The sequence below is a fragment of the Tahibacter sp. genome (assembly GCF_032229445.1).
Taxonomy (GTDB): Bacteria; Pseudomonadota; Gammaproteobacteria; order Xanthomonadales; family Rhodanobacteraceae; genus Tahibacter.
In genome coordinates, this window is record NZ_JAVTWC010000026.1 from 12,670 (window position 1) to 38,241 (window position 25,572).

Genomic DNA, 25,572 nt, shown 5'->3' on the forward strand with positions numbered 1-25,572 from the left:
CCGTCTTGCTTTACCCCAGACCTGGTACTGCAGGTCCACAACGATCGCCGCTCACGGCGACCCCGCGCCGTCCGGCTTACCGGGTCATGAAGCGGCATAAGCCCCGCATGACCTTCGGCACTCCCTGTGGCTGAACGTAGTAAAAACGTTAAGCCGCGTCAACGTGCAGTGCAGCGAAACGCGGTCGGGGGATATAAGCGAGCGAGCGGATCGACCGACGTTCGCCCAGCGTTGCGCCATCGCAGCGCATCGACTGGCGCCGCCGGATCGTCGGTATCGCGCGCCGCGGGCAGAGGAGCAGCCGACTGCCCGCGGTCGTTGCCAGGACGACCTCAGCCGGCCGGCTGCAGCACGGAGATGTCGGCGACCTGCAGAAACTGCTGGCGCAGTTCGCGCAGCAACCGCAGCCGGTTCGCGCGTATCGCCGGGTCGTCGGCCATGACCATGACGTCCGTGAAGAACGCATCGACCGGACCGCGCAACTCGCCGAGGCGCTGCAGCAGCGTCACATAGTCGCGTTGCTGCGCGGCCTGAGTGGTGACGCGTTTCGCCGCGCACAGCGCGCTGTGGAGATCGCTTTCCGCGCCGGCGCCGAGCAGGTCTGCATCGATCGCGCCGCCGTCCACATCGCCGGCCTGGCGCAGGATGTTGGCGATACGTTTGTTGGCGGCGGCCAGCGCCTCGGCTTCCGGCTGACTGGCGAAGGTTGCGACGGCACGCACGCGTGCGTCGAAATCGCCAAGATCATCCGGGTTTAATGCTCGCACCGCTTCGAAGCGGTCGGCGGCTATGCCCGCGTCGGTGTAGTAGCCGCGCAGCCGGTCGACGATGAAGTCGAGGATGTCGGCGGCCAGTTCGCGCCGGCGCGCGCCGGCATCTAGCGCCGGTGCCTTGCCGTCCTTGCTCCTGGGTAGCCCCGCGGCGAGCGCGCCGTCGGGCAGTTGTGCCAGGGCTTCAGCCAGCAGCGGAGACAGTTCCAGCGTCAGGCCGCTTTCGATCAGCGTGCGGGCGAGGCCGAGCGCGGCACGGCGCAGCGCGAATGGGTCCTTGTTGCCGCTGGGCTTGAGGCCAACGGCGAAGATACCGCACAGCGTGTCGATGCGTTCGGCAATCGCGAGCACCTGGCCGACCGGTCCGCTCGCGATGCCGTCGCCGGCGAAACGCGGCCGGTAGAACTCATCCACCGCCCGCGCGACATCCGGGTGCTCGCCGTTGGCGCTCGCGTAGTAGCGGCCCATGACGCCCTGCAGCTCGGGGAACTCGCCGACCATGCGCGTCATGAGGTCGCATTTGGCCAGCGCGGCGGCGCGCGTCGCCTGCGCCGCGTCGACGCCGACGCGGTTGGCGATGGTGCGGGCGAGCTCAGCGACGCGGATCACCTTGTCCCAGACCGAGCCCAGCGCCTGCTGGTAGGTCACGCCCTTGAGTGTCTCGAGCTGGTCGATCAACGACGACTTGAGGTCTTCGTCAAAGAAGAACCGCGCATCGGCGAAGCGTGGCCGGATCACGCGTTCGTAGCCCTTGCGGATTTCGCCGGGATCCTTGCTGGCGATGTTCGCCACACCGATGAAATGCCGCGTTAGACGGCCGGACGCGTCGACGACGGAGACGAATTTCTGGTTGGTCTCCATCGTCATGACCAGCGCTTCCTGCGGCACGCGCAGGAAATCCTCTTCGAAAGCGCAGGCGATGGCGACGGGCCACTCGGTCAGGTTGGCGATTTCGTCGAGCAACTCGTCACCGAGCTGCGTGCGTCCGCCGGTCTCGGCGGCGGCGCGCGCGATCTCGGCGCGGATGCGTTCGCGCCGTTCGACCGGATCGGCGAGCACGTGCGCCTCGCGCAAGCTGGCCAGCCAGCTGTCCGCGTCGGCGATGGATACCGCCTGGTTGTGGTGGAAGCGATGGCCGCGCGATTCGCGGCCGCTGACGAGCCCCATCAATCTGGCGTCGATGATCCGGTCGCCGTGGAGGATCACGAGCCAGTGCACCGGCCGCACGAAGGCATAGTCGTGATCACCCCAGCGCATCGGCTTGGGAATCGGCAACGCCTTGAGCGCTTCGACGATGATGTCCGGCAGCAATGCGGCCAACGGCTGGCCCGCCTGCTCGCTGCGGAACACGAACCAGGCACCCTTGTCGGTCTCGAGCTTCTGCAACTGTTCGACCGTCGTGCCGCAGGATGCGGCGAAGCCGGTCAGCGCCTTGCTCGGCTGACCATCGCTGCCGAATGCGGCGGCGGCGGCGGGGCCGCGGCGTTCGATAGTCTGATCGGGCTGGGCTTGCGCGACGGCCGGCAGCCGCACGGCAAGGCGGCGCGGCGTGCAATACACCGTGGCGGCATCTGCCGGGATCGCAAAGCCACGCTTGTTGAGTCCGTCCACGATGCCGGTGGCGAAGGCGTGGGCGAGTTCGTCGATCGTGCGCGTCGGCAGTTCCTCGGTGCCGATTTCGATCAGCAGCGCCTGCTCAGCCATGGGCCTTCTCCTGGCGGTTCTTCAGTCCGGGAAAACCGAGCTTCTCGCGCTGCGCGTAGTAGGCCTCGGCTACGCCGCGGGCCAGCGTGCGCACACGCAGGATGTAGCGCTGGCGTTCGGTCACACTTATCGCGCGGCGTGCGTCGAGCAGGTTGAAACTGTGCGAGGCCTTGCATACCTGTTCGTAGGCCGGCAGCGGCAGTTTTGCATCGATGAGTTTCTTTGCCTCGGACTCGCAGACGTCGAACCAATGCAGCAGCTCGGTCACGTTGGCGTGCTCGAAGTTGTATGTCGATTGTTCCACTTCGTTCTGGTGGAACACGTCGCCGTAGGTGACCACGCCGTGCGGCGCGACGGTCCAGACCAGGTCATAGACGTTGTCGACGTTCTGCAGATACATCGCCAGGCGTTCCAGGCCGTAGGTGATTTCACCCGTGACCGGACGGCATTCGATACCGCCGGCCTGCTGGAAATAAGTGAACTGGGTGACTTCCATGCCGTTGAGCCAGACTTCCCAGCCCAGGCCCCAGGCGCCGAGCGTCGGCGACTCCCAGTTGTCCTCGACGAAGCGCAGATCGTGGGTCAGCGGGTCGAGTCCGAGTGCGCGCAGCGAGCCGATATACAAGTCCAGAATGTTGTCCGGGTTGGGCTTGAGCACGACCTGGTACTGGTAGTAGTGCTGCAGGCGATTCGGGTTTTCGCCATACCGGCCGTCGGTAGGCCGGCGCGACGGCTGCACGTACGCGGCGGCCCAGGGCTCGGGGCCGAGCGCGCGCAGGAAGGTCGCCGGATGGAACGTGCCTGCGCCGACCTCGGTATCGAACGGCTGGATCAGCACGCAGCCCTGTTCCGCCCAATAGCGGTTGAGGGTCTGGATCACGTCCTGAAACGTGGGCGTCAGCGTAGACATGGTGTGGCTCACGAAAGGGCAACGGCAAAGCGCGCTAGTATAGCCAGCGCTCTGCCGTCCTACAGGAATCGCCATGGCAACCATCCCGCAGCGTCCCGTCGCGGCCGATGCTCCGGCGCCCACCGCCGCGAGCACGCCGGCCAAGCTGGGCCTGCACGGACGGCTGGAGCTCGATGAAACCCTGATGGCACTCGTGCAGGATGGCTTGCTCGCGGCCGACGATGCGCGCCGCATCCGCGCCGACTCGCGCAGCACCAAGGACAAGCTGGCGCTGCATCCGCTGGTGCTCGTGGCGAATCTCAAGCCGATCGACCAGCGCAGTCCTGGCAAGCCGCTGGGTCTGGAGCTGCTGACGCAATGGCTGGCGGAAAAATCCGGACTGCCTTATCTGCGTATCGATCCGATGAAGATCGACGTCAAGGCGGTGACGCAGGTCATCTCACACCAGTACGCGACGCGCTATCGCATCCTTCCAGTCGCGGTCGCGCCGGAAAAGGTCACGATTGCCTCCGCTGAACCCTTCGACGCGCGCTGGGTCAACGACCTCGGGCATATCCTGCGGCGCGAGATCGAGCGGGTCGTATCGAGTCCGCTCGATGTCAACCGCTACCTGGCCGAGTTCTTCGGCGTGCAGCGCTCGATCCAGCGCGCCAAGGATGCCAAGGGCGACAGCGGCTACGACCCGTCGACACTGCTGAACTTCGAGCAGCTGCTGGAACTTGGCAAATCCGGCGACATCGGCGCGGACGACCGCCACGTCGTGCACATCGTCGACTGGCTGCTGCAATACGCCTTCGATCAGCGCGCCTCGGACATTCATCTGGAGCCGCGACGCGATGCGGGCAACATCCGCTTTCGCATCGACGGCAACATGCTCAAGGTGTTCGAGTTTCCCCCGCCGGTGATGACCGCGGTGACCGCGCGCATCAAGATCCTCGGCCGCATGGATCTCGCGGAAAAGCGCCGGCCGCAGGACGGACGCATCAAGACGCGTTCGCCGGGCGGGCGCGAAGTCGAATTGCGCCTGTCGACGATGCCGACGGCCTTCGGCGAAAAGATCGTCATGCGCATCTTCGACCCGGACATCGTGGTCAAGGAGTTTCGCCAGATCGGGTTCTCCATGGACGAGGAAAACCTCTGGCGCTCGATGGTCGAGCGGCCGCACGGCATCGTGCTGGTGACCGGTCCTACCGGCTCGGGCAAGACCACGACGTTGTATTCGACGCTGAAGCATCTGGCCACGCCGGATCTCAACGTCTGCACGGTGGAAGACCCGATTGAAATGGTCAGCCCCGAGTTCAACCAGATGCAGGTGCAACCGGCGATCGACCTGGATTTCGCCGCGGGCGTGCGCACGCTGCTGCGCCAGGATCCGGACATCATCATGGTCGGCGAAATCCGCGACCTCGAGACCGCGCAGATGGCGGTGCAGGCCTCACTGACGGGTCACCTGGTGCTGTCGACGCTGCATACCAACGACGCGCCGACGGCCGTAACGCGACTCCTCGATCTCGGCGTCCCGCACTACCTGATCCAGTCGACCCTGACCGGTGTCGTGGCGCAGCGCCTCGTCCGCACGCTTTGTCCGCACTGCAAGACCGCGCTGCCGGTGGAGCCGCGCGCGTGGGACGCACTCACGCATCGCTGGAACCTGGCGCTGCCCGAACGCACGCAGGGGCCGGTCGGCTGCCTTGAATGCCGCAATACCGGATTCCTCGGCCGCACCGGCATCTACGAGATGCTGCGCATCACCTCGAAGCTGCGCCAGCTCATCCAGGCCGATACCGACCTGGTCAAGTTCGGCGAGGCCGCGCTCAGCGATGGCATGCGGCCGCTGCGCATATCCGCCGCGGCGCAGGTCGCTCGCGGGGTGACGACCGTGGCCGAGGTCATGACGGTATTGCCTCCAGTCGAGTAGCGGCGTGGATCGACTCCTCATCCTGCAGACCGGCACGACCCTGCCGCGGCTCGCGGCGCGGCGTGGCGACTTCGCGGCGTGGTTCATCCGTGCCGCGGGCCTGCGGCGCAGCGATGTCGATACCGTGCGCGTGGATCGCGGCGAAGCGCTGCCGTCGGCCAGACGCCTTGCCGCGGTTCTCGTGACCGGTTCGGCGAGCATGGTGACTGACCGCTCCGACTGGAGCGAACGCACGGCTGCGTGGCTTGCCTCGGCGGTGCGCAGCAATGCCGTGCCGGTACTCGGTATCTGCTACGGCCATCAGTTGCTGGCGCATGGCCTGGGCGGCCGTGTGGACTGGAATCCCCTGGGACGGCAGATCGGCACTCAGTCGCTACGGACGGGTGCGCAGGCGACGACTGATCCGCTGTTCGCCGCAGTGGCTCCCGAGTTCCGTGCGCAGACCACTCACCAGCAATTTGTCGTCGAAGTGCCGTCTGGTGCGCAGGTACTGGCGAGCTCTGCACTCGACCCGCACCAGGCGCTACGTTTCGGCGAGCGGGCCTGGGGGCTGCAATTCCATCCGGAGTTCAGTGCGGGAATCATGGCGGGATATATCCGCGGCCGACATGAGCGCCTGGTCAGTGAAGGGCTGGATCCGGTACGGCTGCTGCGCGAATGCGGCCCGACGCCCCAGGCCCGCTGGCTGCTTCGGAGTTTCGTGCGGCTGGCGCGCGTCGGCGGCTTGTGAGCTTCGTCGTCGCGACTGCAACCGCTAGAAATGTGCGTAGTTAGACTTTGGTCGAAGTTCCGGCTGAGGGATCTTCCAAACTTGCGTGAGTAGTTACCCGTATTCGTCAGCTTTACAAAAGCAAACGCCGCGCAGTGCGCGGCGTTTGGATATCTTGCGGATCTGGCCGTGGGGGCCGCAGAAACGCAGAGACCATTACTTGCGACCCTTGCTGCCCTTGCGCAGGCCGGCCAGCGGATCCGGCAGCTTCAAGCCACCGAGATAGTCGTTGATGGCTTCGTTGGTAACATCGTACAGCGGGCGGCCCATCACGGCGGCTGCGGCTTTGAGGCTGTCGCGCATGCGCTTGGAAACACGCAGGCTAGCGTCGCGAGTATCTTCGTCAACAGCGACTGCTGCGGCGGACTTTTTCATGATTTTCACCCTGAGATTAAGAAGTGCTGCTACGTGTACTGCGGGAATAGTATACGTGGCAGGTTCATGAAAATGACGCTACAGCTGGCGCGCACTTGTTACGAATTGTAAATAACGCCGCGAGTTGAGCCGAAGCGACGCCAATTTACGGCGACTGCAACACTGGTTCGTTCAGGCATCGGGACTTTCGAGGTCCGCGGGGCGGGTGGCTACCGTTCGCGCGGCGACGATACCGACTTCGTACAGGAGGCACATGGGTATCGCGAGCATTACCTGCGACACCACGTCCGGCGGGGTCAGTATGGCGGCGATGACGAACGCGCCGACGACGACATAGCCGCGACTTTCGGTCAGCTGCTTGGGCGTGACCCAGCCGAGCGCGACCAGAATAACGACAGCTACCGGAACCTCGAAGCACAGCCCAAAAGCAAAAAAGATCACGAGTACGAAATCGAGATATTTACCAATGTCCGTCATCATGGCCACGCCCTGTGGCGTGATCTTGGCGAGAAAGGAAAACACCATCGGCAGCACGAGGAAATATGCAAAAGCGCCGCCGAGATAGAACAGGACGACACTGGAGACCAGCAGCGGCATGCCGAGACGCTTCTCGTGTCGGTACAGGCCCGGCGCTACGAAGGCCCACAGCTGATACAGAACGACCGGCATGGCGACGACGAGTGCCGTGCAGAACGCCAGCTTGAGTGGCGTGAAGAAGGGCGAGGCAACCTCGATCGCGACGAGCTGGCCGCCGGCGGGCAGGTTGCGCAGCAGTGGTTCGGCCAGCCACGCATAGAGCTTGTTGGCGAACGGCAGCAGACACAGCAGTACGGCGCCTATCGCGAGCACGGCTTTCATCAGGCGTGCACGCAACTCAACAAGATGGGAAAAAAACGAGGCCTCGTCGCCCTGGTCCTGGTCAGCTGCGCTCATCGAGCTTCCTGCCGATTTCCTGTGTGCCCTCGCGGACCTGCTCGGTGGTCTCGCGGAACTGCTCTGCCGCGTTGCGCAGATCCTCGCGAGGATCTGCGGCGGCGGCCGTGTCGCGCATGCTGCGCTTGAGCTCCTCGGCCGCCAGTTCGCGCTCGACCTCGGTGCGCACATTGGCCCAGCTGTTGCGCGCGCGGCGCAGCAGGGCCCCGACGGTGCGCGCGGCGCCGGGCAGGCGCTCGGGTCCCAGCACGATCAGCGCGACGATGCCGATCAGCACGAACTCGCTGAAGCCAATATCGAACATCGCCGCGATTTACTCGGCTTTTTCGCGTTTGGTCTCGCTCGCGACCTTTTCGCCGTCGGGCGCCGGGTCGGCCTTGAGCTTGGGCGCTTCCTCGTCGCTTTGCAGGCCCTTCTTGAAATCGCGCATTGCGCTGCCGAGATCGCCGCCCATGTTGCGCAGCCGCTTGGTGCCGAAGACCAGCACGACAATCAGCAGAACAACCAGCCAGTGCCAAATGCTAAAACTACCCATTGTTCCACTCCTGCAAAGGAATCGCGTCGTCGTTAACGGCAAAGCGCAACAGTGTAGCCGTGCTTTGCAATGGGGTCATGACGCCACGCTCACTCGGCCGATTGCGCAGTGTACTCCTCGAGACGGTCGCGGAAATCGACCACGACTTCCGGCACATTACCGACTCCGCCCTCGAATATGCGTCGCGGCGTGATGCCGTCGCCGAACACGGCCTGGTTGGAGTCGTGATCGATCGCGATGACCGAACCGTCGAGGGCGACGCCGGCGAACAGGCCGCGCGCGCGCGAATACGAGTAAATCTCAGCCTTGAGCTGGGCGTCGGTGGACGCCTGCGCCGAGCGGCCTACCGGCCCGGCGGCAGCCGATGCGTCGGCGCCGAGGGTGAACTTGCCGTGCACGATCGAATCCACGCCTCTACGGCTGCGGAACACGAGCACGACGTCGGTCGACTGGACGCCAGCCTGCAAGCCGAGACTGCCGCCGGTCATGGTGATGAAACTGGGGTTGGACCAGGTGCCCTCGGGCGTCTTGACGACGATGAGGCCGTGGCCGCGGCGGCCGCCGACCACGAGTCCTGCCTTGATGACATCGGGAATGACGGCGATGGCGTGCGCTTCGCGCAGCAGGTTGGAGGGGATGCGCCGGTCGGGCGCCTGCATGATTTCGTCGATGACGCGAACGGCTTCACGGGCTCGCTTGGCTTCGGTTTCACTGGCGAGCGTACTGCTGGCGGGGAGCAGGCAGCATACGAGCAGCAGGACATGCAGTTTCGATCGGCTCACGGGAATCTCACTGGAGAAGGGGGCTCGCGCCGCGTGTACGCCGAGTCGCGCCCACGCGACATTCCGGAGTGCGCGTCCGCGCAGCCCGGGCATGGTGTGGTTCAGTGGGGGAATCGCCGCTTAACGCAGACGGCGTCGACGCAGGCCGAAGCAGGAAGCGAGCGCGAGCAGGGCGCCAAACACGGCGTAGCCGAACGGCGAACCAGCTGGAACGGTTAGCGGGGTCACGGTGCCAGTCGGGCACGGTGCCGGAGGACCGATCGCCAACCCGAACAACGGTACGCTGCGCAGATCTTCCGGTCCTGTGATGGGACCCAGCAGTGTCATCGCGCCAGTGCCCGGATCGAGGCGGGCGAGGTCGCTCCAGTCCGGTGGGAACGTATTCGCTGCGGGCGGCGGCGGCGGGATATAGCTGACAGCGGCCCACAGCTGGCCGCTGCTGTCGAAGGACGGCCAGACCGAGCTGATCTTGCTGCTGGCGACGTTGAACGAGCCGATGGCGGTCGCGGTGCCGGTCGTGGTGTCGACGCGAAACAGGGACGGGTTTTCGTAGTCACCCGTGCCGAACAGTTCGCGACCGCGCGCAGCGAGGCCGGTGACGCGTGCGCCGGTAGGGCCGATATACGTGGTGAAGCCCGTCGCGATATCGACCTTCCAGAGCTTGCGCGTGACGCCGGACGCGAGCCAGGCCGATCCGTCGCAGGTCACGGCATAGGAGAGGTCAAGCGCGTCGAGTCGTGCGGGATCACCCTGTCCGGCCAGGCCGAGGCTGCCGACGAGCGTAGGGGCCGAGCCGAGAAAATCGAGGCGGAAAAGCGACTTGGTGTTGTCTGACGAAGCCAGCAGCGACCCGTTCGGGGCGTAGGCCATGCCTTTGAATACAATCGTCTGACCGGCATAGGAGCCCGTTTCACCGACCAGCGTCGCGGTTCGCGTGGCCAGATCCACGCGATAAATCTGATCATAGGCCGGAGCGAGGGCGAACGGCTCCGCTGTGGCCGCGGTTGCGGCCAACAGAGCAAATAGTGCCGCGGCGGCAGGGCATGCGCGCAGGCTCATTGTTCACCGTTTTTGTTATCGTTTCTGGTAATCGTCGGCCGGGTCGGGCGCTGACACGGCTCAGCCAGTCTAGCAGCTTCCGGTTCGCCTACAAGGCAGGGTTCCGCCAGGCCCCAAACAACGCGGCGGCAACGTACGCAATCACTCGGAAAGCCATGTTCGGAACCAGGAAGTACTACGCAGCGCCGCCGGGCGCGGAAACCGGCAGCGGCGGCATCGCCGTCGTGCTCGTCAATCTCGGCACACCGGCGGCACCCACGACCGCGGCGGTTCGCCGCTATCTCGACCAGTTCCTGTCCGACCCGCGCGTGATCGAGCAGCCGCGCTGGCTGTGGTGGCTGATCCTCAACGGCGTGATCCTGCGTCTGCGACCGGCACGCTCGGCGCGCGCCTATGCAAGCATCTGGACCAAGACCGGTTCGCCGCTGCTCGTGAACAGCCAGGCGCTTGCGCAGGCGTTGGGCGGTTCACTGAAGCGTTCGGCCGGTGATGGCGTCGATGTGCATCTGGCCATGACCTACGGCGAGCCTGCGCTGTCGGCCGTGCTGCGCAGCCTCGTCGGCGCCGGCCGCCGCCGCGTTCTCGTGCTGCCGCTGTATCCGCAGTACTCGGCGACGTCCACCGGCGCGGTGTTCGACGCGTTGGCCGATGCGATCAAGACGCTGCGCTGGCCGCCGGAGCTGCGCACGATCGGCGACTACCACGACCAGCCGGCGCACATCGAGGCGCTGGCCCGCAGCGTCGAGCGGCACTGGGCGGCGCACGGGCGCGCCGAGCGGCTGCTGCTGTCGTTTCATGGCATTCCGCGGCGCTACGTCGAAGCGGGCGACCCCTACGCAATGCAGTGCAGCGCAACGGCGGCACGGCTCGCGGCACGGCTGGGCGTCGGCGACGACGGTGTGGTCGTCAGCTTCCAGTCGCGGGTCGGTCGTGAAGAGTGGCTAAGGCCCTACACCGACCAGAAGCTCGAAGAATTCGCGAAAGCCGGTGTCAGTTCGGTCCAGGTACTCTGCCCCGCCTTCGCCGTGGATTGCCTCGAAACCCTGGAAGAGATCGCGGTCGAAAACCGCGAGCGTTTCCTGCACGCGGGAGGGCAGCGCTATGAGTACATTGCCGCCCTCAACGATGGCGAGGACCAGGTTGCGGCGTTGTCGGAACTGGTCCTGCGGCACATCCAGGGCTGGTTGCCGGCCGAAAACCCGGCTGCTGCGGGAGTACCGAATGTCGGCGCGTGAGCTCACGATCGAGCTGCCGCACCTGACGCTCGCCGCCCAGAGCTGGGGCGACGAGGCCTTGCCGCCGCTGCTGGCCTTGCATGGCTGGCTCGACAATGCCGCGTCGTTCGGCGCGCTGGCGCCGTTGCTGGCCTCGCGCTTCCATGTGGTCGCGATCGACCTGCCGGGCCACGGTCGATCCGGCCATCGGCCTCCGGGCGGCTGGTATCACTACGTCGAATACCTGGCCGACATCCAGGCCGTGACTCAGGCACTGGGCTGGCAACGGTATTCGCTGCTCGGCCATTCGTTGGGCGGTGCGACGGCCAGCGTCTTCGCCGCGGCGCAGCCGGACGCGGTGCAGACGCTGCTGCTGATCGAGTCGCTGGGTCCATTGACGGTCGCGCCCGACGCGGCGCTGGAGCAATTGCGACGCAGCATGAGCCAGCGCGTCGCGTGCAGCGCCAAGTCGTTGCGGGTCTTCCCCGACGCGTCGCTCGCGATACGCGCGCGCATGCAGGTGAACGATCTCAGCGAGGCCGCGGCTTCGGCACTGGTCGAGCGCGGCCTGGCGGCGGTTCCGGGCGGCTGGTCCTGGTCCAGTGATGTACGCCTCACGCTGGCTTCGCCGCTGCGCTACACCGAAGCGCAGATCCACAACATCCTGCGCGGTATCGCGGCGCCGACGCTGGTATTGCTTGCCCAACCGGCGGCTTCGTACCTGCCCGACGCGATGATGCGCGCACGCGCGGCCTGCGTTGCGGACATCACGCTCCAGCATCTGCCGGGCAACCATCATGTGCACCTGGAAAACCCCGCACCGGTCGCCGCGGCGATCCTTGCCTTTTGCGATCGCGTCGCGGCTTCAGCAAGGGTTGCCTGATCGCGACGCCGACGTGCAGTCCCGGCTCAGGGGTCGATGAGCCGGGACAGTTCGGCCTTGAGGGCGTGGCCTTTTTCGCGCAGCCAGTCGCGCTGTTCCTTCCAGTCCGGGTAGAAGCTCGCGACGAGGTTCCAGTAGCGCGGCGAGTGGTTGCGGATCTTGAGATGGCACAGCTCGTGGACCACGACGTATTTCAGCGCCGCCGGCGGAGCCAGGGCCAGGGCCAGGTCCAGCGTCATGCAGTCGCGCGTGTCGAGACTGCCCCAGAGGCTCTTGAGCGGCTTCACGCGCACGGCCACGGGCGCCGCCTGCAGTTCGGAGGTGTAGCGGGCGAGCAGGCGCGACACGTCGCGGCGGATCTGCGCATCGAGAAAGGATCGCAGCAAAGCGCGTGCCGCCGGCAGGGCGCGCTTGCCCTGGGCAGGGGGCAAGGTCAACACGAGCTTGTCGCCCTCATGGGCGATGCCGGGATAGGCGCCCTCGCGCCAGAGCATCTGCGTAGTCTCGCCGCGCAGCGGGATCAGGGTCGGCGAGCCCGGCAGCAGCGGCGGTGGGCCGGACCCATCCAGTTGCAGCTCGTCGAGCTTCCGTTCCAGCCAGTCGACGTGCTTGCGCAAGAACGCGAACACCTGGGCGGGGTGGGTTCCCTCCGGATAGGACAGGCGGGCGCCACGCGAAGTGACCGTCAGGCGCAGCCGGCGCGCCTGCGGATGGGGCTTTTTGAATACCTTGATCGTCTCCCCGTTCGGGGTGGACAGTTCCAGGTAGTGGTTGTCGTCCAGGGCCATGCCAGTTCCTTACCCAGTCCGCCCGCCGACGCACGATGGACGCGGTTCAACGAGCTTGGTTCAACGAGCCTGGTACATCGAGCTCGATGCAACGAGCCCAATACAAACCCACAATCCCTTGCGTCGACCGGTCGCGCCGCTGCCGCGCGACCGGGATTGTGGTTTCACCGGATTGTCGCCGCGCCGGGTTTCAGCGATCGGTCGGGCGCGGCAGGCGAAACCATTCGTCGAGCTTGCCAAGCAGGCGTTCGACTTCCAGCGTCATCAGCGCCATGCGCGAGTCGAGCTCGGCGGCGGCGGAATCGGCATTGGTCTCGGTCAGTTCGTCGAGCACCTGGTCGAGGAAGCGCAGCTTGCGGATGACGAGGTCTTCGCCAAGCACGAGGCTGATGCGATCGTCGAAGGTCAGGCCGAGCTGATACACCTGCTTGCCGGTCTTGAGGTGCTCGCGCACCTCGTCGGTTTCAAGGTCCTGGCGACGGCAGCGCACGATCGCACCGGATTCGGCCGGGTCCCGCAATTCGCACTCGTCCGCCAGGACCAGGCCGGCCGGTAGCTTGCCACTAACCACCCAGTCCGTCATCAAGGTGCGCGGCGACTCTTCCGGCGCCATCGGCGTGGCGGGGAACGAGCCCGCTGCCTCGCGCAGTTCCGACAGTACTTCCTCGGCCGACTTGCGGCTGGAGGTGTCGACGACGAGCCAGCCGTTCTTGAGGTCCAGATAGGCCAGCAGCCGGTAGGGTTTGACGAACGCGCGCGGCAGGAAGTCCGTGAGGATGTCGTCTTTCATGCGCTTGCGCTCTTTGGCACCGACGCGACGGCCCTGCTCCTCGGTGATTTTCTGCAGCCGCGCCGACAGCTCCTCATTGACGACCGAGCCTGGCAGCAGCTTGTCCTCGCCACCCAGGGCGACCAGCGTATAGAGCCCGACCTTGTGCACGAGCACGTCGGCGTTGCGGCCGTGGGGAGAGACGAAGCCGCGCGTGGATTGTTCCAGCGGACCACAGGGGCGCAGACGCTTTTCCTCGAGCTGGGCTTCCAGTTCGATCAGCGATTCGGCCATGGCTTCGGAAAAGCGGAACAGAGTCAGATTGCGGAAGAACATGAATCCCCATGGGGCAGGCCTGAGCCCGCCGGTGCGTTGAAGGAAAGGTCGGCGATTCCGCGGCCGGCCAACTTAGCCGGCTACGGTCTCAGTTTCTGCGCCGGCCGGTTCGCCGCGCAGCCAGTCGGTGACAACCGTGCGCGCCGTGCCGCGGCCGCCCAGCGAAGCGAAGTCGAACAGGTTGCGATCGGCCAGTTGCGAGGGCGATACGTCGCCGATCGCTCGGAACACGTTCTCGACACGGCCTGGGAACCTGCGCTCCCAATCGGCCAACATGGCCTTGATCGCCTTGCGCTGCAGGTTTTCCTGCGAACCGCAGAGATTGCACGGCATGATCGGAAAATTCTGCAGCTGCGCGTAGTCGGCGATGTTGTCTTCGCGGCAGTAGGCCAGCGGCCGAATCACCACATTGCGGCCGTCGTCCGAACGCAGCTTGGGCGGCATGGCCTTGAGCTTGGCCTGGTGGAACAGATTCAGGAACAATGTCTCGACGATGTCGTCACGATGGTGGCCTAGCGCAATCTTGGTATAGCCCTGCGCCGCGGCGTGGTCATACAGGTTGCCGCGGCGCAGGCGGGAACACAGGCTGCACATCGTGCGGCCTTCGGGCACCACGCGCCTGACCACGCTATAGGTGTCCTGTTCGAGGATGGTGTACGGCATGCCGACCGACTCGAGGTAGCGCGGCAGTGTCTGCGCGTCGTAGCCGGGCTGCTTCTGGTCCAGGTGCACCGCATGCAGTTCGAAGGCGACCGGGGCCTTGGCCTGGAGCTGGCGCAGGAGCTGCAGCAGCGTATAGGAATCCTTGCCGCCGGACAGGCAGACCATGATGCGGTCGCCGTCCTCGATCATCTGGAAATCGGCGACGGCCTGGCCGACCTGGCGGCGCAGTCGCTTGGCCAGCTTGACCGCGTTGAACTCCTGCTGGCGTGTGGCGGCAATGCTCATGGACGAAGGGCCGAAACAAGGCCGCCATTGTAGCAGCGACAACCCGGCCTCCCGGCCGCCAGGCGCGTTCCGATGCCACCCTACGAGTCGCCGCTCAAGCGGGCTACACTCAGGCGACTCCCTCAAGCTCGCGCCGATGCAACGCCCGGATCCCGCCGAAATCACGCGTCAGCTGATCGAACTGCGTATCGAACATCGCGACCTCGATGTCGCAATCGGACGCCTTTCCGTCGACAGTGCCGCCGACGAGCTGCAGCTCAAGCGTTTCAAGAAGCGCAAGCTGCGCCTCAAGGACATGATCGCGTACCTGGAAAATCAGCTGATTCCCGATCAGCCGGCCTGAGCGGCAGCGCCGGCCGCAGCGCGCTTCGTGGCAGGCCCAAGGCGATCGACGCCAGCGTAACCAGCGCGAGCAGCCAGCCGTAGTGCACCTGGCCGACGAGTTCCAGCGGCGAGGTCCTGGCGATCGACGCGGCGAGCAGGATCTGCGCGCCGTAGGGCAGCACGCTCTGCGTCACGCACGCAAAGATGTCGAGCAGGCTGGCGCTGCGGGCCGGACTCACGCCATGGCGTTCAGGGCGGCCAGGCCGCCGATCAGCAGCGACAGCAGCGTGATCTCGAACATGCCTTGAAAGCCGGCATGGATGTCGTTGCCGAAGGCCGCCAGCGTATAGCCGCTCTTCAACAGGAAGCCGAACGCACCGGCGGGCATCAGGCCGAGGCCGAGCACATCAGTACGTCCACGCCCAGCAGTGCGAGCACGAGCACGATGAGATCGGGCAGCGCCGCCCCCAGTGACGCAGGAGCCACCGACGGCGCGGCCGCGCCGTCGCCTAGCAGTGCCAGCAGTACCACGCAAGCCAGCGCCGCCGGCAGCGCGAGCCAGAAGTTCGCGCGGAACTTGTCGCGCATGCTCGCGCCCTGCAGGCGAGAGGCGGCGATGGCGGTATCCGAAATCACCGACAGGTTGTCGCCGAACGTGGCACCGCTGAGCACCGCACCCAGCGTGCAGCGGAACCATGGCCGGTGATCAGAACAACCAACGAGTGTCGATGACGGCGGCTGTCCCCGATCCAGGTGGCCGCGCATCCGGTTCAGGCCGTCGCGGTCATCGGATTTGCTGTGCGCGGGTTCCGCCGCTCAGTCGGCTTCGGCGGCTTCGGCTTTGGGCGCCTGTGGAGTTGCCTTGGGCTGCGGCGCGAGCTTCAGGATGCCGTGGCGGATCTCGCGGCTCAGGATCACCTTCGCATCCTTGGCCACGATATTGAGCGCTGCGTCGAAATCGAGCTTGCCGGCATCGTCGGTCCAGATCACCTTGAGCTCGCGCAGCTGCTGGATAAAGCCCTTGAACAGGGCCTTGTCGAAGAACTCGGGCGCATTGAGCTCGTGCAGCAGGGTCAGCCGCTGCGCCGTCAATGTGCACAAGTTCTCAAGTTCCGCAGCACTGATCGTGTGCGGCCCGTGCTTCACCAGTACCGCAATCGTGATGTAGTAGCGCTCGAACGCCTGCAGCAGACTGTGCGCGAGCGTGCGCAGCTGGAAGGCGGCGTCCCCCTGGCCGGCGCCGCGATTGAGCACGCGGCCCTCGGCATCGGGCGTGAGCACGCCGCGCTGGATGAAAAAATCAATCGTGGTCTGGATGCGTTCGATGAAGCCGGCTTCGTCCCAGGGCAGGAACAGCTCGGACTGTATGAACGGATAGATCAACCTGGACAATCGCAGCAGCGAGGCGCGCGCCATACGCCGGTTGTTGATGAAGCAGCAGGCGATCCAGGCCGAGGCCGCGAACAGGTGCAGCACGTTGTTGCGGAAGTAGGACAGCAGCGTGGCCTGCTTGCCCTCGCTGGTCAGCACATCGCCCAGCGGATGGCGAATGCGGCGTATCCACTGCATCTTCTCGCCATAGGCGACGATTTCCTGCGGCGTCTTCGCGGTCAGCGTGACGCGCTCGCCGTAGGGCAGTTCGGCGAGAAGATTCCTGTACAGATCAAGCTGCGCAATGAGATCGGTCTCCGCCATCGCGTGCTTGGGCGTGGCCAGTAGCGCGACGGCGAGAAGATTGATCGGATTGACGTCGGCCGCGCGGTTGATGCTGACCTGGATGCGTTCGGCCAGCGCGTCCACGCTGCGCCCGAACCATTCGGGCTTTTCATCGCCCGCGGTCGCGCGCCAGTTGGGGACTTCGCGCTCCAGCAGTTCCTCCAGGAAGACGGGCTCGCCGAAGTTCACCGCGACGCGGCCGTAGTGCTCGCGCAGTTTGCGCAGCGAGCGCACCAGTGCGAACAGCGACTCCTTCTTCTTGGCCTGGCCCGACAGCTCGCCGATGTAGCTGTTGCCTTCCATGAGCTTTTCGTAGCCGATGTAGACCGGCTGGAACACGACCGGACGACGCGATTCGCGCAGAAACGCGCGCATCGTTATCGCCAGCATGCCCGACTTCGGCTGCAGCAAGCGTCCTGTGCGCGAACGGCCGCCCTCGATGAAATATTCCATCGACACACCGCGGGCGAACAGCTGGCTCACGTATTCGGTGAACACGGCCGAATACAGCGCGTTCGACTTGAAGCTGCGGCGCAGGAAGAACGCGCCGCCGCGGCGCAGCAGCGGGCCAACCAGCGGCAGATTGAGATTCACGCCCGCGGCGATGTGCGGCGGCACGATGCCGTTGGTGTAGAGCAGCCAGCTCACGAGCAGGTAGTCGATATGGCTGCGATGGCAGGGCACGTAGATGATTTCGTGTCCCGGCGCCACGGCGCGCACGCGATCGAAATGGTTCATCGTGACACCGTCGTAGAGCTTGTTCCAGAAACTCGTCAGCAGGAACGAGATCGAGCGTACGACCGGATGCGAATAGTCGGCGGCGATTTCGACCGCGTAGTCATGCGCGCGGCGCATGGCCTGCTCGCGCGACAGCGATTCCTTCAGCGCAGTGACGGCGACGACTTCCTGCACCGGTTCGGCATTGACCACGGCGTCAACGATGGTGCGACGGTGCGACAGGTCGGGACCGATCACTGCCGCGCGAATGCGACGGAAATGCGCGCGCAGCACGCGCGAAATCTTGCGCACGGTGCGCTCGCGCGGCTGGCCGTGTTCTTCCATCAGAACGCTGCGCAGGGACACCGGCGCGGAAAACTGCACATGCGTGTCGCGGCCGTTGAGGATCAGTCCCAGCAGGCGGCGGAAGCGGCCGACGACGACCCAGTTTTCCGAGAACAGCACGCTGAACCAGCCCGACTGCCGATTCGGTGCGCGGCCGACGAAGATCGATACCGGCACCAGTTGTACGTCAAGGTCCGGGAACAGCTCGAGTTGAGCGACCAGTTCGGCCAGCGGCTGCGTCGGCGAGCGCCGACGTGCGCGACTCCAGAACAGGCTGTTGCGCATGGAGGTCGCAAAATAGCTGCGCTTGCGTCGCGTGGAGATGTTCTGCAGCGGGATCAGCGCCGAAGGCAGGCCGGCTTCGCGGCACGCCTGTTCCAGGATCAGCGCATCGGAAAGGCCGTAGCGCTCGGTGACGTAGCAGACCGGAACGCCGGGCACGAGCAGGTTGCTCGGATTGGCCGGGTCGGGCTTGATGCGTATCCAGGATTCGAGCAGGCGGCCGAACAGGCGAAGACGCCAGGGAACGCGCGGCGCGTCATCGCCGCGTTCGGAAATAGTGATGTCATCCATGCGGCGGATTGTAACCGCGCCAAAAACGAACGCCGCCCGTAGGCGGCGTCGTTTGCGTTAGCGGCACGTTAAATCGGCCAATAAACCGGCCGATGAAACCCGGCCGATATCAGTTGGTCGCCGGAGCCGGGGCCGGAGCAGGCGCCACTTCCGCAGCGTCCTTCTTCTTCAGGCCTTCCAGCATTTCCTTGCCGTACCAGCGGTCGCCGAGCTTGACCAGGTCGCTTTCGGCGCTGAGCGGAGTGTTGAGCAGCGAGTAGCTGATCTTGACCTTGGCCGTCGTGGCGTCCGAGGAAAGCGTTTCGGCCTTGACCGAATCCAGCGTCTGGTCGATCGAGAAGCCGTACAGCGCGAGCACATCCTTGAGGCCGAGGTAGGCCACGCCGAACTTGCTCATGGCCTGCTCGTAGCTCAGCGCGCGCGCTTCGTCGAGGGTCTTGAGGTTGATCTTGCGCGCGGTGTCGCAGACGATCTTGATGGATTTCTGCGCCAGGCCCGGATCCGTGAACTTGGCCGTGCTGACCCAGTTGCCGAGGGCATCGACGGCCTGCGTGGCCTGCAGCTTCTGCGCTTCGTTAAGTTCCTGGTTCTGCTGGATCGAGCTCTGGATGAAGCCCTTGCCCATGGCAACCATCATCGGCATCTGCTGTGCCATCTGGGCGTCCATTTCCTTGAGCTTGGGTTCCAGCTCGGCCCAGAGCTGAGCTTCGGCGTCGGCGGCGGTCAGCTTGGCCATGTTCTCGGCGAACTTGGCCTTGTCTTCTTCGGAGGCCGGCTCCTTGTTCATTTCCTTGGAATACTCGGCCTTGGCCTTGGCGTATTCGTCGGGCGGCAGCACGCTCTGCATCAGGCCGTCGATGTTGCCGGTCTTCAGGTGGCCGACCGAAGCCAGGATGGCGCCATCAGGCGTGGCAGCTGCCTTGGCCGCAACAGCCGGGGGCGGCGCGGCAGGCGGCTCATCCTTGCCACAGCCGACCAGTGCAAAACCGAGAGCCGCGGCCAGCGCGACGCGAGCGAATTTCGTGGACATGTCTTTCCCCAAGGGTTTGATTGGTCAAACAGCGATGCACTCTAGCCGAGTGCGGTTGCGCATTCCAGCAAACATTGAGGGCGCGCGGCCGCGCAAATCGCAGCCTGCAGACAAGAAAAACCCGGATGTTCTTGCGAACAGTCCGGGCAAATCCGGCAGGGCCGGAGGGGGAATCGCATTGTCGAGCGCGGTCGGCTATGTGTAATTGTTGCCGCGTCTGGGTTCAGGTACGGCGAGCATCGTACTGGCTGAATCGAGTTAATGCAACATCTTATGATGTATCAAATATCTTTATGATTTGTATCGAGTTTTCTCGTCACGGCGCCGCGCTTGCTGATATCCGACGCAAGCCGCGTTCCGCGCCGGCGGACTACAGGCCGGCGGCGAGCGTGTCGCTGATGGTCTGTCGGATCGCGAGTGCGGCGGCGCGCGGGTCTGGCGCCTGGCGCACGGGGCGTCCGACCACGATGTAGTCCGCGCCTGCCGCGAAGGCCTCAGCCACGTCGAGTGTGCGCTTCTGGTCGTCGCTGTTGCCGACCGGTCGTATGCCCGGACAGACCGTGATCAGCGCGTGGTCCACTTCGCGGCGCAATGCCGGCACTTCAAGCCCGGACGACACGACACCGTCGCAACCGGCCGCCAGCGCCGCCTTCGCGCGCGACAGCACGAGCTGCTCCGCATCGCACTGGAAACCCAGGTCGTCCAGGTCGTGCTGGTCCAGGCTCGTCAGTGCGGTGACGGCGAGCAGTTTAATGTCGCCCTTCACCTGCGCCGCCGCGCGCATCATGCCGTCGTTGCCATGGATAGTGCAGAAATATACGGGGTAGCGGGTCAGGCCCTTTACGGCCGAAGCGACCGTCGCCGGGACGTCGAAGAACTTCAGGTCGACGAAGATTTTCTTGCCGCGCCCGGCCAGGTCGGCGAGCACCTGGAAATATTCCCCGCTGGTCAGCAGTTCCATGCCGATCTTGTAGAAGGTGACCGCATCGCCGAGACGGTCGATCCACTCGAGCGCCTCCGCGCGCGTAGGTACGTCCAGCGCGAAGATCAGCCGGTCGCGCACATCGATGGGTTTGATCGCAGGAATCATGTCGGCCTCATTCGGTGCGCAGCGCATCGCGTCGGATCTGGTGCTTCACGGGCGCTTCGGCACCGCGCTGGTTGCCAAGTACGGCGCTGTCCCAGGATCCGTAGGTCGGGTTGGGCAGCATGAACCAGCGTTCGCCGAACCAGGCGTCGTAGGGCTTGGCCGCGTCGGCGCGTGCCGCGACGGTATTGTTGTCGACGTCGATGAAGTCGCCGAGCTGGTCGCCGACGAGCGCGAGTACGCGATAGCGACGGCCGATCAGTTCGCGCCGGCAACCCTTGTCGCTGCCGCTGGCTTCGCAATCTTCGACGACCGTGCCCAGGCCCAGGAACACGGTTTCCTTGTCGGATACCGGAAAACCTGCGCTGCGCAGGTTTGCGAGCGTCGCTTCATTGAGGTGCTGGGCGCGGTTGGTCAGGTAGAAAACCGTCACCCCCTTCGCGGCGGCGGCCTTGGCAAAATCCAGCGCGCCGGGCAGCGGCTGGGCGCGCTGTTCGCGGCACCACAGGTCCCAGCTGAACTCGTCGAATTCCTTGCCGTCGCGGATCAGGCGCGCCTGATAGGGCGAGTTGTCCAGCACGGTCTCGTCGACGTCGACGATCACGGCAGGCTTCAGCCCCTTGGCCGGTTTCTTGCGCTCCCCTTTCGGCAGTGCGTCCCAGTCTTTCTGTTTGAGGGCCGCGGTGAGCTGGCGCGTGGCCTGCGCATAGATGCCGCGATACGTCATGTCGTGCTCGACCGTGCCCTGTGCCCACAGCGTCGCATTGAGATTGGTTTCTGCATACGTCAGCGGCGGCGGTTTCGGGGCTTCTGGTTCGGTCGGCGCGGCCGTGCGCGGCGGGTTGGCTGCGCAGGCGGCAAGCAGCAGCAGGGGCAACAGGGCGGTGAAGCGTTTCATCGCGGGGCGGCTCCGGTTTGCAGGGACCGCCGATTGTAGCGTGCTGCTGCGACGCGTCCCGAGGCGTACTGCGCCTGACCGCGCCGTGCGTCGCACGCCGTGTGCAATCAGTCGGCGAGCAGGCTCGCGAGCCGCGCGAGATGCGACGCAGCCACGTCCTTCTTGGACTGCGCGTCCTGCTCGGCGTCGCGGCCGTCCCAGTGCAGGTCGTCGGCAGGAATTTCGGTGAGGAACCGGCTCGGGTCGTTCTTGAGGATCTGGCCGAAGCGGCGTGAGCGTGCCGCATAGCTCAGGCACAGGCGCTCCTTGGCGCGCGTGATGCCGACGTACATCAGGCGGCGCTCCTCGTCGAGACGGCCTTCCTCGATGCCGCCCTCGTGCGGCAGTTGGCCATCCTCCACTCCGACGATGAAGACGAAGCGGAATTCCAGGCCCTTGGCGCCATGCAGGGTCATGAGGCGCACCGCGTTGCCGGGATCGTCGCGGTCGGAATGTGTCAGCAGCGCAAGCTGCGCCGCGAGATCGCCGGCGCTGCTCGCGCCCTTCTGCATGGCGCGGAACCACTCGGCCAGTTCGGTCAGGTTGTCCAGGCGGCGCTGGCGCGCGGCCGGATCCTTGATTTCGGCGATCAGATGCTCGGCGTAGTGCGTGCGCCGGATGAGTTCTTCGACGAGATCGGCCGCGCCGAGTTGGCGCGACTGCGCGCGCAGCGTGGCGATGAGGTCGGCGAAGCCGGCCAGCGACGAGGCCGAACGCGGCGCGAGCTGCTTGAGCACACCGTCGCTCTGCGCTGCTTCGAGCAGCGAGGCATGGCGCTGCTGGGCCATTTCGCCGAGCTTTTCCAGCGTCGTCGCGCCAATGTCGCGTCGTGGAATATTGGCAATACGCAAAAAAGCCGAGTCGTCCTCGGGGTTCGAGATCAGGCGCAGGTAGGCCAGGATGTCCTTGACCTCGCCGCGATCGAGGAATGCGGTGCCGCCGCTGATGTGATACGGCACGCGCGCCAGACGCAGTGCTTTTTCCAGCGCGCGCGACTGGTGGTTGCCACGGTAGAGGATCGCGAACTCGTGCCAGGTCGCCTTGTTCTTCTCGGCCAGATGGGTGAGGTCGGCGGCGACGCGCTCGGCTTCGTGCTCGCTGTCTCTGCACTCCATTACGCGGATCGGCGGGCCGTCGGGCAGCTCGCTGAAGAGCTGTTTCAGGTGCTTGTGCGGATTATTCGCGATCAGCTTGTTGGCCGCGCGCAGGATGCGCTTGCCGCAGCGGTAGTTCTGTTCGAGCTTGACCACTTTGAGGGCCGGATAGTCGCGCGCAAGATCATCGAGGTTTTCCGGATTCGCACCGCGCCAGGCATAGATCGACTGGTCGTCGTCGCCGACTGCGGTGAACGCCCCGCGCGGTCCGCACAGATTGCGGATCAGGCGGTACTGGGCCGAGTTGGTGTCCTGGTACTCATCGACGAGCAAATAGCGGATGCGTTCCTGCCAGGCGCTCCGCGTTTCCTCGTCGCGTTCGAGCAAGGTCAACGGCAGGCGGATCAGGTCGTCGAAGTCCACCGCGTTGAACGCGGTGAGGCGGCGCTGGTAACCCTCGTACAGCTGCGCCGCTTCGAGTTCGCGCGGACTGCGCGCCGCGGCGATGGCCTGGGCAGGATCCAGGCCGTTGTTCTTGGCGGTCGACACGAGGTTGCGCAGTGCCCAGAGCTGGTCGTTCTTCAGCCCCTTGGGCAGCAGGTCCTTGATGATCGACTCGCCGTCGTCGGCATCGAGTATCGAAAAACCGCGCTTGAGACCGAGCTTGGCATGCTCGATCTGGAGGAACTTCAGTCCCATCGCATGGAAGGTGCAGACGGTCAGCTCGCTCGCCGCATCGGCCGGGACCAGCTTGGCGACACGTTCGCGCATTTCGCGCGCGGCCTTGTTGGTGAAGGTGATCGCCGCGATCTTTTTCGCCGGTAGGTTCCGTCGCGACACCAGGTGGGCGATCTTCTGCGTGATGACGCTGGTCTTGCCCGAGCCGGCGCCGGCGAGTACGAGCAGCGGGCCATCGCAGTAATCGACGGCGGCGCGTTGGGCGGGATTGAGCATGGTGTGGCTTATCGCAGGTCAGGCGGTGCGGCCACAGGCTAGCGGCGCAAGGCCGCCTATTCTGCCCGTGGCGGCGGCCTGCTCCTAGTGGCCTGAAACGGATGGGTCGATAGCAGCTCACTCGTCCTGGCCGCGCAGAACGTGGTGCTCACTCGGCCATTCGCTCGGGCTATTGGCCTCGCTCTGCAGCGGCGTACTGCACGACGGTTCCTTCGCGATCCCACTTCCGATTCATCCATTGCAGGCGACCAGCCTCGCTTCTGCCGTTATCATGCGCACCCGCCCATGTCGACCGGACCATGGCCAAGCTCTATTTCTACTACTCGGCCATGAATGCCGGGAAGACCACGACCCTGCTGCAGAGCGCGCACAACTACCACGAGCGCGGCATGCGCACGCTGATCCTGACACCGCGGCTGGACGATCGTTACGGCGAAGGCGTGGTTGCCTCGCGCATCGGCCTGAAGGCGAACGGTCGCATCTTCGAGCGCGGCGACGATCTGCTGGCGATGACGCACAGCGACCTCGCCGCGAACGGCGCGCTCAACTGCGTTCTGGTCGACGAGGCCCAGTTCCTGAGTAAGTCACAGGTCTGGCAGCTGACTGAGATCGTCGACGTGCTGAACATCCCGGTGCTGGCCTACGGACTGCGCACCGATTTTCGAGGCGAACTGTTCGAAGGCAGCCAGTACCTGCTCGCCTGGGCCGACTCGTTCACCGAAATCAAGACCATCTGCCATACCGGTCGCAAGGCCACGATGGTCGTGCGTGTCGACGAGCACGGCCGCGCCGTGACCCAGGGGCCCCAGGTCGAGATCGGCGGCAATGACCGCTATGTTTCCGTCAGCCGTGCGGAATTCAAGAAGATCACGAGCGGCGAAGGCCGCATCGAACTCAAGCAGGCCGAGCTGGCGCTGTGAGCGCCGGTCCCTTACCGCATCGGTTCACTGCTTGACGAGTTCCACGCGACGGTTCTTCGCCCGGCCCGCCTCGTCGTCGTTGCTCGCGACCGGCGCGGCGCTGCCCATGCCCTGGGCCAGCAGGCGGTCTGCGGCAATTCCGTAGTTCCCACTCAGTGCCGCAACCACGGCATCGGCGCGCTTTTTGGACAAATCCAGATTGTAGGCGGCGCCGCCCTGGTTGTCGGTATGGCCGGCGACGACGAGCCTGAGCGCGCCGTCGGCCTTGAGCAGTCCGGCGATCTCGTCGAGCTGCGGGGTGGATTCGGGCTTGAGGTCGGCCTTGTCGAAATCGAAATAGATGCCGTAGACCGCGACCTTGCCGTCGCTGGCGATGGCCTGCGCCATCTCGCTGGCCTTGAGCGTGACCATCTTCTGCTCGCGCGCCTTGGCTTCCAGCGTGACGACGATTGCGACGGTGCGTTCGTTGAGCGCCTTGCAGTACAGGTCGTCCTTGGCAGTGAAGGCGAGCACGGCGACGTGGGTGTCATTGCCGGTCGCGCTGAACTTCGCGACGCCGTAGCGCAGGTCGGCGAGGTTGACGTCGACCGCGCAGGCCGCGTTGCTGAAGCTCTCCTCAGTGACCGCGCTCTTGGGAAACAGGTAGTTGAGCAGCCCCTGCTGGCCGCCCCCGTGGGTGGCGCCGGACGTGACATCGCCGCCGCAGTTCTCCGCCTTGCATTCGTACAGCGACTGGCCGCCCTTGTCCTGGATCAGCTGCTGGTAGTTGCGCAGCACTTCGAGCGGACTGCGGCCGGCGGGCAGCACGTAGACCGTGCGTGTGAGCTTGCCCTCCAGGCCGAGCTGCGACGCGCTGCGCATCAGGCGGTTGTTCATGCCGTCGCGTTTCTCGTCGTCCGGATCCGGCGTCAGCGCAGCGGTCGGCAGTATGAGCTCGTCGTAGGCCTTGGCCTGCTGTTCGACGATGAAGGCGCCCTCATAGCGGCCCAGACCCGCGGGATCGGCCGTACCGGCCTTGTCAGCGGTGGGAATGGTCGCATCGGCCAGCGCCAGCGAGGCGAACAGGCTCAGCAGCACGGCAGACAGCAGTCGCAGGGACATTGGGCACCTCGGTTGGAGGGCCACACCGCGTGGCCTGATCAGTAACAACGCAAGCCGGCGCCGAACCCTGAAATGCGCCGG

Annotated in this window: 26 protein-coding genes; 6 read left to right on the plus strand and 20 right to left on the minus strand. The window is 65.4% G+C overall.

Annotated features, from left to right (window positions below; all coding sequences use genetic code 11):
* Window positions 1-332: 332 nt before the first annotated feature.
* Both glyS and glyQ read right to left on the minus strand, forming a co-directional pair.
* Window positions 333-2,474 carry a glycine--tRNA ligase subunit beta gene (gene glyS, locus RUU78_RS05855; protein WP_313914628.1) on the minus strand — a complete coding sequence of 714 codons (2,142 nt, stop codon included), beginning with the start codon at window positions 2,472-2,474 and terminating at the stop codon, window positions 333-335.
* On the minus strand, window positions 2,467-3,384 hold the full coding sequence (gene glyQ, locus RUU78_RS05860) for a glycine--tRNA ligase subunit alpha (protein WP_313914629.1): 918 nt from the start codon (window positions 3,382-3,384) through the stop codon (window positions 2,467-2,469). Before glyQ ends, glyS begins: the two co-directional genes overlap by 8 nt.
* Window positions 3,385-3,568: 184 nt before the next feature.
* Between glyQ and RUU78_RS05865 the strand changes: the two genes are divergently transcribed.
* Both RUU78_RS05865 and RUU78_RS05870 read left to right on the plus strand, forming a co-directional pair.
* The gene (locus RUU78_RS05865; RefSeq protein ID WP_313914782.1) at window positions 3,569-5,302 is read left to right on the plus strand and encodes a GspE/PulE family protein; all 1,734 of its coding nucleotides are present in this window, start codon (window positions 3,569-3,571) and stop codon (window positions 5,300-5,302) included.
* Between the two features lie 4 nt (window positions 5,303-5,306).
* Entirely contained in the window at window positions 5,307-6,032 is a 726-nt protein-coding gene (locus tag RUU78_RS05870) for a glutamine amidotransferase (protein WP_313914631.1), read from the plus strand.
* Between the two features lie 195 nt (window positions 6,033-6,227).
* Here RUU78_RS05870 and RUU78_RS05875 read toward each other — a convergent pair whose 3' ends face one another.
* The 6 genes from RUU78_RS05875 to RUU78_RS05900 all read right to left on the minus strand — a co-directional run bounded on the left by RUU78_RS05875 (window position 6,228) and on the right by RUU78_RS05900 (window position 9,755).
* On the minus strand, window positions 6,228-6,446 hold the full coding sequence (locus RUU78_RS05875) for a hypothetical protein (RefSeq protein WP_313914633.1): 219 nt from the start codon (window positions 6,444-6,446) through the stop codon (window positions 6,228-6,230).
* A 171-nt stretch (window positions 6,447-6,617) separates the two neighbouring features.
* Window positions 6,618-7,379: a twin-arginine translocase subunit TatC gene (tatC, locus tag RUU78_RS05880; protein WP_313914634.1), complete on the minus strand. Its 762-nt coding sequence runs from the start codon at window positions 7,377-7,379 to the stop codon at window positions 6,618-6,620.
* Window positions 7,366-7,683 carry a Sec-independent protein translocase protein TatB gene (tatB, locus tag RUU78_RS05885; protein ID WP_313914636.1) on the minus strand — a complete coding sequence of 106 codons (318 nt, stop codon included), beginning with the start codon at window positions 7,681-7,683 and terminating at the stop codon, window positions 7,366-7,368. The genes tatC and tatB overlap by 14 nt, the downstream gene beginning before the upstream one ends.
* Window positions 7,684-7,692: 9 nt before the next feature.
* Complete coding sequence (gene tatA / locus RUU78_RS05890) at window positions 7,693-7,914, minus strand: Sec-independent protein translocase subunit TatA (protein ID WP_313914638.1); 222 nt, start codon at window positions 7,912-7,914, stop codon at window positions 7,693-7,695.
* An 89-nt stretch (window positions 7,915-8,003) separates the two neighbouring features.
* Window positions 8,004-8,696 carry a lipid-binding SYLF domain-containing protein gene (locus tag RUU78_RS05895; RefSeq protein WP_313914640.1) on the minus strand — a complete coding sequence of 231 codons (693 nt, stop codon included), beginning with the start codon at window positions 8,694-8,696 and terminating at the stop codon, window positions 8,004-8,006.
* A 120-nt stretch (window positions 8,697-8,816) separates the two neighbouring features.
* Window positions 8,817-9,755 carry a hypothetical protein gene (locus RUU78_RS05900; RefSeq protein ID WP_313914642.1) on the minus strand — a complete coding sequence of 313 codons (939 nt, stop codon included), beginning with the start codon at window positions 9,753-9,755 and terminating at the stop codon, window positions 8,817-8,819.
* A 155-nt stretch (window positions 9,756-9,910) separates the two neighbouring features.
* On the opposite strand from RUU78_RS05900, the gene hemH reads away from it, so the two are divergent.
* Window positions 9,911-10,990: a ferrochelatase gene (gene hemH / locus RUU78_RS05905; RefSeq protein ID WP_313914644.1), complete on the plus strand. Its 1,080-nt coding sequence runs from the start codon at window positions 9,911-9,913 to the stop codon at window positions 10,988-10,990.
* Window positions 10,977-11,852 carry an alpha/beta hydrolase gene (locus tag RUU78_RS05910; protein ID WP_313914645.1) on the plus strand — a complete coding sequence of 292 codons (876 nt, stop codon included), beginning with the start codon at window positions 10,977-10,979 and terminating at the stop codon, window positions 11,850-11,852. The genes hemH and RUU78_RS05910 overlap by 14 nt, the downstream gene beginning before the upstream one ends.
* 26 nt (window positions 11,853-11,878) lie before the next feature.
* Here RUU78_RS05910 and RUU78_RS05915 read toward each other — a convergent pair whose 3' ends face one another.
* The 3 genes from RUU78_RS05915 to ttcA all read right to left on the minus strand — a co-directional run bounded on the left by RUU78_RS05915 (window position 11,879) and on the right by ttcA (window position 14,693).
* Window positions 11,879-12,640, minus strand: coding sequence for a YgjP-like metallopeptidase domain-containing protein (locus RUU78_RS05915; RefSeq protein ID WP_313914646.1), 762 nt, complete (start codon window positions 12,638-12,640; stop codon window positions 11,879-11,881).
* Between the two features lie 190 nt (window positions 12,641-12,830).
* The gene (locus RUU78_RS05920) at window positions 12,831-13,745 is read right to left on the minus strand and encodes a recombination-associated protein RdgC (RefSeq protein WP_313914648.1); all 915 of its coding nucleotides are present in this window, start codon (window positions 13,743-13,745) and stop codon (window positions 12,831-12,833) included.
* 72 nt (window positions 13,746-13,817) lie between these two features.
* Window positions 13,818-14,693 (minus strand): tRNA 2-thiocytidine(32) synthetase TtcA, encoded by an 876-nt coding sequence (ttcA, locus tag RUU78_RS05925; protein ID WP_313914650.1) that lies wholly within the window; start codon window positions 14,691-14,693, stop codon window positions 13,818-13,820.
* Between the two features lie 136 nt (window positions 14,694-14,829).
* On the opposite strand from ttcA, the gene RUU78_RS05930 reads away from it, so the two are divergent.
* Window positions 14,830-15,036 (plus strand): DUF465 domain-containing protein, encoded by a 207-nt coding sequence (locus tag RUU78_RS05930; RefSeq protein WP_313914784.1) that lies wholly within the window; start codon window positions 14,830-14,832, stop codon window positions 15,034-15,036.
* Here RUU78_RS05930 and RUU78_RS05935 read toward each other — a convergent pair.
* The 8 genes from RUU78_RS05935 to RUU78_RS05970 form a co-directional block, all read right to left on the minus strand.
* Window positions 14,981-15,256, minus strand: coding sequence for a hypothetical protein (locus RUU78_RS05935; protein ID WP_313914651.1), 276 nt, complete (start codon window positions 15,254-15,256; stop codon window positions 14,981-14,983). The genes RUU78_RS05930 and RUU78_RS05935 overlap by 56 nt on opposite strands.
* Window positions 15,253-15,423, minus strand: a complete 171-nt coding sequence (locus tag RUU78_RS05940) for a hypothetical protein (protein WP_313914653.1) — start codon at window positions 15,421-15,423, stop codon at window positions 15,253-15,255. The genes RUU78_RS05935 and RUU78_RS05940 overlap by 4 nt, the downstream gene beginning before the upstream one ends.
* Entirely contained in the window at window positions 15,405-15,782 is a 378-nt protein-coding gene (locus RUU78_RS05945; protein ID WP_313914655.1) for a hypothetical protein, read from the minus strand. Before RUU78_RS05945 ends, RUU78_RS05940 begins: the two co-directional genes overlap by 19 nt.
* A 51-nt stretch (window positions 15,783-15,833) precedes the next feature.
* Window positions 15,834-18,368 carry a glycerol-3-phosphate 1-O-acyltransferase PlsB gene (gene plsB / locus RUU78_RS05950; protein WP_313914657.1) on the minus strand — a complete coding sequence of 845 codons (2,535 nt, stop codon included), beginning with the start codon at window positions 18,366-18,368 and terminating at the stop codon, window positions 15,834-15,836.
* A gap of 109 nt (window positions 18,369-18,477) precedes the next feature.
* On the minus strand, window positions 18,478-19,398 hold the full coding sequence (locus RUU78_RS05955) for a hypothetical protein (protein WP_313914659.1): 921 nt from the start codon (window positions 19,396-19,398) through the stop codon (window positions 18,478-18,480).
* 370 nt (window positions 19,399-19,768) lie between these two features.
* A complete protein-coding gene (gene pyrF / locus RUU78_RS05960; protein ID WP_313914661.1) occupies window positions 19,769-20,488 on the minus strand; it encodes an orotidine-5'-phosphate decarboxylase in 720 nt (239 codons plus the stop codon).
* 7 nt (window positions 20,489-20,495) lie between these two features.
* On the minus strand, window positions 20,496-21,383 hold the full coding sequence (locus RUU78_RS05965; RefSeq protein ID WP_313914663.1) for an HAD family acid phosphatase: 888 nt from the start codon (window positions 21,381-21,383) through the stop codon (window positions 20,496-20,498).
* A 107-nt stretch (window positions 21,384-21,490) separates the two neighbouring features.
* Complete coding sequence (locus RUU78_RS05970; protein ID WP_313914665.1) at window positions 21,491-23,470, minus strand: UvrD-helicase domain-containing protein; 1,980 nt, start codon at window positions 23,468-23,470, stop codon at window positions 21,491-21,493.
* A gap of 299 nt (window positions 23,471-23,769) precedes the next feature.
* Between RUU78_RS05970 and RUU78_RS05975 the strand changes: the two genes are divergently transcribed.
* Window positions 23,770-24,390 (plus strand): thymidine kinase, encoded by a 621-nt coding sequence (locus RUU78_RS05975; protein ID WP_313914666.1) that lies wholly within the window; start codon window positions 23,770-23,772, stop codon window positions 24,388-24,390.
* A 24-nt stretch (window positions 24,391-24,414) separates the two neighbouring features.
* Here RUU78_RS05975 and RUU78_RS05980 read toward each other — a convergent pair whose 3' ends face one another.
* Entirely contained in the window at window positions 24,415-25,491 is a 1,077-nt protein-coding gene (locus RUU78_RS05980; protein WP_313914668.1) for a DUF4892 domain-containing protein, read from the minus strand.
* Between the last annotated feature and the right edge of the window lie 81 nt (window positions 25,492-25,572).

Bases quoted from the DNA above. Each gene is read 5' to 3' on its own strand.
- glyS (WP_313914628.1), bottom strand. From the start codon at position 2,474: ATGGCTGAGCAGGCGCTGCTGATCGAAATCGGCACCGAGGAACTGCCG.
- glyQ (WP_313914629.1), bottom strand. From the start codon at position 3,384: ATGTCTACGCTGACGCCCACGTTTCAGGACGTGATCCAGACCCTCAAC.
- RUU78_RS05865 (WP_313914782.1), top strand. From the start codon at position 3,569: ATGGCACTCGTGCAGGATGGCTTGCTCGCGGCCGACGATGCGCGCCGC.
- RUU78_RS05875 (WP_313914633.1), bottom strand. From the start codon at position 6,446: ATGAAAAAGTCCGCCGCAGCAGTCGCTGTTGACGAAGATACTCGCGAC.
- tatC (WP_313914634.1), bottom strand. From the start codon at position 7,379: ATGAGCGCAGCTGACCAGGACCAGGGCGACGAGGCCTCGTTTTTTTCC.
- tatB (WP_313914636.1), bottom strand. From the start codon at position 7,683: ATGTTCGATATTGGCTTCAGCGAGTTCGTGCTGATCGGCATCGTCGCG.
- tatA (WP_313914638.1), bottom strand. From the start codon at position 7,914: ATGGGTAGTTTTAGCATTTGGCACTGGCTGGTTGTTCTGCTGATTGTC.
- RUU78_RS05900 (WP_313914642.1), bottom strand. From the start codon at position 9,755: ATGAGCCTGCGCGCATGCCCTGCCGCCGCGGCACTATTTGCTCTGTTG.
- hemH (WP_313914644.1), top strand. From the start codon at position 9,911: ATGTTCGGAACCAGGAAGTACTACGCAGCGCCGCCGGGCGCGGAAACC.
- RUU78_RS05910 (WP_313914645.1), top strand. From the start codon at position 10,977: ATGTCGGCGCGTGAGCTCACGATCGAGCTGCCGCACCTGACGCTCGCC.
- RUU78_RS05915 (WP_313914646.1), bottom strand. From the start codon at position 12,640: ATGGCCCTGGACGACAACCACTACCTGGAACTGTCCACCCCGAACGGG.
- RUU78_RS05920 (WP_313914648.1), bottom strand. From the start codon at position 13,745: ATGTTCTTCCGCAATCTGACTCTGTTCCGCTTTTCCGAAGCCATGGCC.
- ttcA (WP_313914650.1), bottom strand. From the start codon at position 14,693: ATGAGCATTGCCGCCACACGCCAGCAGGAGTTCAACGCGGTCAAGCTG.
- RUU78_RS05930 (WP_313914784.1), top strand. From the start codon at position 14,830: ATGCAACGCCCGGATCCCGCCGAAATCACGCGTCAGCTGATCGAACTG.
- RUU78_RS05945 (WP_313914655.1), bottom strand. From the start codon at position 15,782: ATGCGCGGCCACCTGGATCGGGGACAGCCGCCGTCATCGACACTCGTT.
- plsB (WP_313914657.1), bottom strand. From the start codon at position 18,368: ATGGATGACATCACTATTTCCGAACGCGGCGATGACGCGCCGCGCGTT.
- RUU78_RS05955 (WP_313914659.1), bottom strand. From the start codon at position 19,398: ATGTCCACGAAATTCGCTCGCGTCGCGCTGGCCGCGGCTCTCGGTTTT.
- pyrF (WP_313914661.1), bottom strand. From the start codon at position 20,488: ATGATTCCTGCGATCAAACCCATCGATGTGCGCGACCGGCTGATCTTC.
- RUU78_RS05965 (WP_313914663.1), bottom strand. From the start codon at position 21,383: ATGAAACGCTTCACCGCCCTGTTGCCCCTGCTGCTGCTTGCCGCCTGC.
- RUU78_RS05970 (WP_313914665.1), bottom strand. From the start codon at position 23,470: ATGCTCAATCCCGCCCAACGCGCCGCCGTCGATTACTGCGATGGCCCG.
- RUU78_RS05975 (WP_313914666.1), top strand. From the start codon at position 23,770: ATGGCCAAGCTCTATTTCTACTACTCGGCCATGAATGCCGGGAAGACC.
- RUU78_RS05980 (WP_313914668.1), bottom strand. From the start codon at position 25,491: ATGTCCCTGCGACTGCTGTCTGCCGTGCTGCTGAGCCTGTTCGCCTCG.